Source organism: Faecalicatena contorta (assembly GCF_021531995.1).
Classification (GTDB): Bacteria; Bacillota; Clostridia; order Lachnospirales; family Lachnospiraceae; genus Dorea_A; species Dorea_A contorta_A.
The window spans coordinates 36,710-43,460 of record NZ_JAFBIZ010000013.1 but is presented as its reverse complement, the minus strand read 5'-3'; the positions used below and the strand labels follow the sequence as shown (position 1 = coordinate 43,460).

At 39.0% G+C, this 6,751-nt stretch carries 6 protein-coding genes; 2 read left to right on the top strand and 4 right to left on the bottom strand.

The window, feature by feature from the left end:
• A partial coding sequence (locus JQM82_RS03215; protein ID WP_235248571.1) for an SIR2 family NAD-dependent protein deacylase occupies window positions 1–1,046 on the bottom strand: 1,046 nt, incomplete at its 3' end.
• A gap of 432 nt (window positions 1,047–1,478) precedes the next feature.
• Between JQM82_RS03215 and JQM82_RS03210 the strand changes: the two genes are divergently transcribed.
• Window positions 1,479–1,820, top strand: coding sequence for a plasmid mobilization protein (locus JQM82_RS03210; RefSeq protein WP_235248570.1), 342 nt, complete (start codon window positions 1,479–1,481; stop codon window positions 1,818–1,820).
• Window positions 1,769–3,178 (top strand): relaxase/mobilization nuclease domain-containing protein, encoded by a 1,410-nt coding sequence (locus JQM82_RS03205; protein ID WP_235248569.1) that lies wholly within the window; start codon window positions 1,769–1,771, stop codon window positions 3,176–3,178. The genes JQM82_RS03210 and JQM82_RS03205 overlap by 52 nt, the downstream gene beginning before the upstream one ends.
• A gap of 32 nt (window positions 3,179–3,210) precedes the next feature.
• Here JQM82_RS03205 and JQM82_RS03200 read toward each other — a convergent pair whose 3' ends face one another.
• From JQM82_RS03200 to JQM82_RS03190, 3 genes are all read right to left on the bottom strand, one after another.
• Window positions 3,211–3,630 (bottom strand): winged helix-turn-helix domain-containing protein, encoded by a 420-nt coding sequence (locus JQM82_RS03200; protein WP_268827654.1) that lies wholly within the window; start codon window positions 3,628–3,630, stop codon window positions 3,211–3,213.
• A gap of 257 nt (window positions 3,631–3,887) precedes the next feature.
• The gene (locus JQM82_RS03195) at window positions 3,888–5,918 is read right to left on the bottom strand and encodes an FtsX-like permease family protein (protein WP_235248568.1); all 2,031 of its coding nucleotides are present in this window, start codon (window positions 5,916–5,918) and stop codon (window positions 3,888–3,890) included.
• On the bottom strand, window positions 5,908–6,660 hold the full coding sequence (locus JQM82_RS03190) for an ABC transporter ATP-binding protein (RefSeq protein ID WP_235248567.1): 753 nt from the start codon (window positions 6,658–6,660) through the stop codon (window positions 5,908–5,910). Before JQM82_RS03190 ends, JQM82_RS03195 begins: the two co-directional genes overlap by 11 nt.
• Window positions 6,661–6,751: the final 91 nt, after the last annotated feature.

Sequence of the window (6,751 nt, the reverse complement as noted above, 5' to 3'; positions counted from 1 at the left end):
ATATAAGGTTGCATCCATTTCAATACTTTATCTGAATATCTCTCCATAATACGAATATACTTTATTTTATCTTTTGGTTCCCAGAACATATCTTCTCGGGGAAATGGTCTATTCTGATAAATATCTATATCTTCATCTTCCTGGAATTTTTCTAACAAATTCAAAAATCCCGAAATAGCTGTATAATGTCTATTCTCATCTTTCTTATCAGCCAGATCACTAATGTCAACAATCGTAATCTGCTTATTTTCCAACAATTTTCTTTCTGGTTCGCTTAAATTATCATAGATACCAATAAGATAAATCTTTGGGCAATATTCTCCCATATTATCCCTAAGCCATCCTAACCAGCTTTGAAAATTAGGATCATCACCAGAAAATCCAATCAAACATAATCTTGTTTCTAACATAGCTTGTTGAACCGTATTTACCATAGCTGGATATTTAATAGGATAAGTACGATAATCCTCATCGCAAATCACATATGGCTTTATTTGCGGAATACTCCCATGTAATTTTACAATTCTAGGTTTTATACTTCCCGGTAAATCATTTTGCGAATATACGATTTTGTAATTACTCTCACGAAAAATCAGATCAGAAGTTCGTTCCAATAAAGTATCATAATTTGTAGTAAATATGTCTGCCCAACATAATCTCAATAACTTCTTATGTAATTCCCCTGGAAAAAAAGAATCATCTGCAATCGCTTCTTCTATTAGATGGTTAATTTTATTTCTGTCAAAATTCGCAATATATTCCTCTGCTAATTTAGTAACATTTTTTCCAGAAGTCTTTATAATACGCTGACGTTCCCACTCATTTTTTCGTTTTTCATCCCACTCTTCAGATTGTGGATACAATTCACAATACATCCTATCAGCCAATTCACTCCAATTAGGCGGTTGAACATTTGCCATCCCTTTACTTTTTGCATTTTTCGAAAATCCAGCACCTATCATTACAGATGCAGCTCCAAATCTTCTAGAATCCTTAAGTCGCATTGCAACTTCTTTAATATATGAATAAGTCAGTTCTTTCCCCACAATATTACTCCTCCAAGTATTTAATATTTATCCTCTCATCTAATTTCTCAAAATTGCAGCCTATATTATCATGATAACACATTTATCTGGGAAATAATACCTCTGTACTTATTCATAATAAATTCCGCAAAATTCTCAATAACCAATCAATTCTACTATAGCAAGCACTGCCTGTGTCCGGACACACAGGCAAAATCCACTGACCGTCTGCCCGCCGATACGGGTGGATTTTATCAAGGAAGTATCCCTGGCCCTCTGTGATTTTATTTTTTCTTTACTTGACCGCTCCTACCGATTTTGCTACAATAATTTATGGATATATCTATCCAAACAACCGAATAGAAACGCACACAGACTGTTGTAAACCGGACAAGTTACAGCAGTTTTTTTGTGCCCTTTTTGAAATTACTATGCAGAAAAGAGGAATGAAGAATGGCAAACAGAACCCGAACCCACCGCAATGAATTTCATTTGAATGATGATGAGCAATATATCCTGGATGAAAAATTCCGTCTCTCAAAAATGAAAAGCAAATCTGCATTTCTACGGAAATTAGTTTTGTACGGATTTGTCTATGATGTGGACTACTCTCACATCCGGGAAATGAACGCACAACTAGGCAAGATCGGCAGCAATCTGAACCAGATTGCAAAGCGTGTAAACACCACAAATACGATCTACAAAAAAGATATGGACGATATAAAGGAGCTGATGAACCAGATATGGCAGTTACAAAAATCCATGGTATCAAAACAACCATTGATAAAGCAATAGATTATATTTGCAATCCGGATAAGACTGACGATCAGATTTATATTTCATCTTTTGCCTGTTCGCCGGAAACTGCGGCATTGGATTTTAAATATACGTTAGACCACACCACTGAACAAAGTTTTGCGGATGGGCAGGACAGAGAAAATAAAGCGTTTCATCTGATACAGGCATTCGCACCTGGTGAAGTTTCTTATGAAGAAGCCCATGCCATTGGTAAAGAACTGGCCGACAAATTATTGGGTGGAAGATACTCTTATGTACTAACCACGCATATTGACAAAGGACATATTCATAATCATTTGATTTTCTGCGCCGCTGACAATATTGATTATAAGCATTACCATGATTGCAAAAAAAGTTATTGGAATATCCGCAATCTCAGCGATAAATTATGTCAGGAGCATGGCCTGTCAGTCATTGAACCAACGGGAAAACGAGGCATGAAATATAAAGAATGGTCGGCAAATAAAGAGGACAAAGGCTGGAAAATCCAAATACGGAAAGCTATAAACCAGGCGATCAAAGTTTCCTCCACTTATGATGAATTTCTCGCACTGATGAAAGCAAAAGGTTATGAGATGAAGAATACTTCCTTTGACGAGAACATCGGGAAATATATTACATTCCGACCATTAGGAAAAGACCGTCCGGTAAGAGGGAGCGCAAGATCGCTCGGTGCAAATTTTACCAAAGAGAGAATCAAAGAACGGATAGAGAACAAACGCCGCCGGTCTGTCCCCTTTTCAAAGTCTGAAAGAAATGTACGTCAAATTATCGACACCAATACTGATCCGAAATTTGCAGAAAGCACCGGACTTTTAAAATGGGCTAACAAGGAAAATCTGAAAATTGCGGCAAAGACATATAGCCTTATGACTGGCAAAAATATCCATAATTTTTCGGAATTAAATAAGAGGATTTCTTCGCTCCAGGGACAGTCAAAAGCCGCCAATCAAAGCATCGTTTCACTGGAACATCAAATACGAGAATTAGCAGAAACGATCAAATATGTAGAACAATACAAGGAAAACAAATCATATAATGACCGCTACGAAAAAGTCAAAGACCAGGACAGATTTCTGCGTAAATATGAATCGCATATCATTCTTTTTGCCGGTGCTGAACGTATGCTGCAGCGCAAAGGAATTGATCCGCAGCATTTAAATCTGGAAAAAATGAAAACGAAATACCAGGAATTACTCTCGCAAAAGAGTGAGCTAACTGCACAGCACAAAGCGGCGCAATCAGAAATAAAAGAACTGGAACTAATCAGGAGTAATATGGAACAATACCTAAATATTGTACTGGAACAGAAGCAACAGTCAGAACCCGCCCCTACACATGATAGACAAAAATAAAATATCTCTGCAAAAAATCCGGCAGCGACTCGCTAAGAATCGCTGCCTAATTTTGCATTGAACCGATATCCAACGCCCCACACAGTCTGTACGTAAACCGGATTACCCGGATCATCTTCTATTTTTTCCCGGATGTGGCTGATATGGCTCATAACAATGTTGTAATCACCAGAATAAGGCTCATTCCAAACAATATCATATATTTGCTCTTTGCTGAACACCCGTCCAGGATTTTGTGCTAAAAGTTGCAGGATTTCAAATTCTGTGAATGTCAAATCAATTCTTCGATTATTTCGGAATACTTCCCTTTTATCCAAGATAATCGAAATATCACCATGTCGAATTTTAGATAAACGAGAGATTTCTTCAACACAGTATCTCTTCCGGCCTGTTCCTAAAGCAGCTAATACCGAATTGATTAACTCGGATTCGTCATCTTCAAATGATAACAATAATATTTTCCCTATATTCTCACCCCCCCACACAAACAGAATTAAAAATCAAATCACTTTCGCTTTACCTTTGCTGCAATTTCAAGATAAGGATAAAAATAACTACCCCAATCAAAACACCGCTATTCAATGCTGTACTGGCAACCTTATTTGTAGTGTCTTTGTCTCCACATCCTAACGGCCTTGAAAAATAAGCTGAAACAACTCCACTTTGTTGTTACTTTCCTTTATTTATTTCAAATACTTCCCTTAAGAAATTAAATATAGTGATGCACAACTCTGAAACGAAGTCTAAAGAAAATGCCCCCCTGTATCAAAAGCACCAAACCACACACGCATCCAATTAACCGCATCGTTTCTCCGATATAGATAACGCCAGACACCAGCATAATGCGGTATGTTGTGAACGCTCCAATCAGACAACCGAGGACAGTCGGGATAAAATAGACGAACACCATTTGTTTTGTGATAAGCTCTTTTATCTTTTTCTGTTTCATTCCCAATCGCCGCAGATTTTCATATACTGCCGCATCATCCCAAATCGTGCTAATGAGTTTTAGCCCAATTACCATGACCGCGGACACAAAAGCAACAATGGCAATAAACAGCATGAGCATGAGATAGGTGGCAAAGGCTTCAAACTGTGTTGTGGTGTTGCTCAATTTGGAAAGCGGATAGAGTGACCATACACGGGCAATTCGTGTTTCGTTTCCCTTATATTGCAGATACTCCGCTTGACTCCCTGTTTTGGCGAAAGCTGCGCTGTTATGCCAGTTCGTAAATATCTGTCCACCATTGTCAGAAATCACAGCCTGCAAAACATCATTTTGGAACTTTTCTGTATGCTGCCAATCCTCCACATTCACCATGTAGGAAACAGCCCTGTATTCATTCCCAAGAGAAGCAGAAAGAACAATATAATCTTCATCATTCAAAATCAAAAAGGAAGAAAAGACTGAACGGGTATTAAACAATCCGTCACGGCAGACCGGCGTATTCTGAGTTAGAGAAAACTCCTGTTTTGTGGTTGGATTGTAAAATAAGCTACTATCTGCTGAAAAAGCGTTTAGCTTATATTCCATACTGCGGTCGTAATAAACCGTAAAACTTCCACTTGCAACGCTGATATTTGTTCCAGACAACAAATTGAAATGGCTTTGACTTACAATAATGCGGGAACTCCAATCTGTTGAGCCATCCTTATAGTTGTTTTGTACGCCTATCAAAAGACTGTCCATGCGCCGTATGTCTGTAATTGTGGTATCGCTTTCTTTTGCAATTTCATGGATGCGCTGCTCGGTCATAGGATGCTCATAGGTTGCATTGATTGTATAATCATACGGCTCATTCAACGCAACATTATAACCATCAATAAATCCTGCGGCGATAAAGCCAATCCCAAAGACAGTAAAAGTGATTAAAAGTGTCGCTACAAATATGGAGCGAGTGTATTGCCGGATTTTCTGCTTTAACAGATTGTAAAAAACAATGCTCTTATAGTACGCTTTGGCATTATATTTTTTCAGAATATCGCCTATGGACGCACACTGAATAATCAGTATATAAACGCCCCAAATAGCAGCAAATAACCATGCAAAAGCTAACAATGTATTGAGAAAGCCTCCGATATTCTGCAAAGTAAAAAATGAAATAATACCGCTTGGAACAAGTAGGCCGCCTAAAATCAACAGCAATAGGTTTCCATTTCCTGCTTCTTCGTTTTCATCCGCTGTTTTCAAAATTTTCAAAATATCAACTGTCTTGATATACTTGCGGTTGATCACCCATAGAACCAGCCAATTCACCAATGCAAAAGCCAACGCAATGAGCAGCCCGGCCCAGCCAATACTAAATGCTGTTTCCTGTGTTTTCAAAAACAGATTGAGAATAGACCAGCATAAATAAGCCAGCGGTACAGATAAAAACAGACCAGTCAGGGCGGCAATCTGAAACAGAAGCGTGTACTCTTTCACAATGATTTTCTGAACGCTGCGGCGGTCTATGCCGAGGGAAAGAAAAATCCCTATTTCCCGTGACTTATATTTCAAAAACAAACTGTCTGCATAGACAAGGAAAACAATAATACCCAGCATTGAACCAAAAAACATTGCCTGCGAAATGGTCTGTGTTGAGCCGCCGTCAATCAGCACATTGGTAACAGTAGGGCTATATTGCAAAACGCCGTATGCTCCGATCATCGCCAGAGAAAAGACAATAGAGAAGAAGAACAGACTGTATTGCTTTCGGTTATTCTTGAAAAGTTTTCTGCTGATCTCATTAAGCGTCATACCCGTCACCGTTTACCTTTCTTGTAAAGTCAAGCAGCTCGTCAAGAAAGTCTTTCGGCTGTCCGCAGCGCACCAGCTCACCGAATACGATGCCGTCTTTCAAGGCAATTACTCTATCAGCATAAGAAGCGGAAAAGGCATCATGGGTCACCATGAAGATCGTTGCGCCTATTTTCTCTTTCGCATTTAGGAAAGCCTCAATAACGGCTGCGCTTGATTTGGAATCCAGATTTCCTGTCGGTTCATCTGCCAAAATAATTGACGGGTTGTTGGATAACGCTCTCGCTATGGATGCCCGTTGTTTTTGCCCGCCAGACACCTCGGCCGGATATTTCTCTGCGATTTCCTCAATTCCAAAGATAGATAGCAGTCTTTGGGTGTTTTGCTCCATCCGGTTTTTGGCTTTTCCTGCAATAATCTGAGGGAGAAAGATATTCTCACGAATTGTCAAACCATTCAGTAACATAAAATCCTGAAAAACAAATCCCAGCTTATGCTGCCGAATCTCGGCCAACTCATTTTCCTCACCTGTCAGAATATCTTTCCCGTCAAGCATTACTTTTCCCCCGTCCGCACTGATGAAACCAGAAATAACATTGAGAAGCGTCGTCTTTCCGCTACCGGACGGCCCCATGACAGCAACAAACTCTCCGTCAGCGATTGTTGAAGTGATTCCCTTCAAAACTGGATAGTCAATACCCTTTGCGTGATAGGTTTTTGAAACTTCTTTTATTTCTAACATAACCCTCGCCTTTCTGTGTGTTTGATTTTTGTTTACGAGCATATTCTAAAAGACAATTTTCAAATATCTATCAAATAAAAAAGCCCCTTGC

Excerpts from the sequence above, each read along its gene's own strand:
- JQM82_RS03205 (WP_235248569.1), top strand. The coding sequence starts at position 1,769 with ATGGCAGTTACAAAAATCCATGGTATCAAAACAACCATTGATAAAGCA.
- JQM82_RS03195 (WP_235248568.1), bottom strand. The coding sequence starts at position 5,918 with ATGACGCTTAATGAGATCAGCAGAAAACTTTTCAAGAATAACCGAAAG.
- JQM82_RS03210 (WP_235248570.1), top strand. The coding sequence starts at position 1,479 with ATGGCAAACAGAACCCGAACCCACCGCAATGAATTTCATTTGAATGAT.
- JQM82_RS03190 (WP_235248567.1), bottom strand. The coding sequence starts at position 6,660 with ATGTTAGAAATAAAAGAAGTTTCAAAAACCTATCACGCAAAGGGTATT.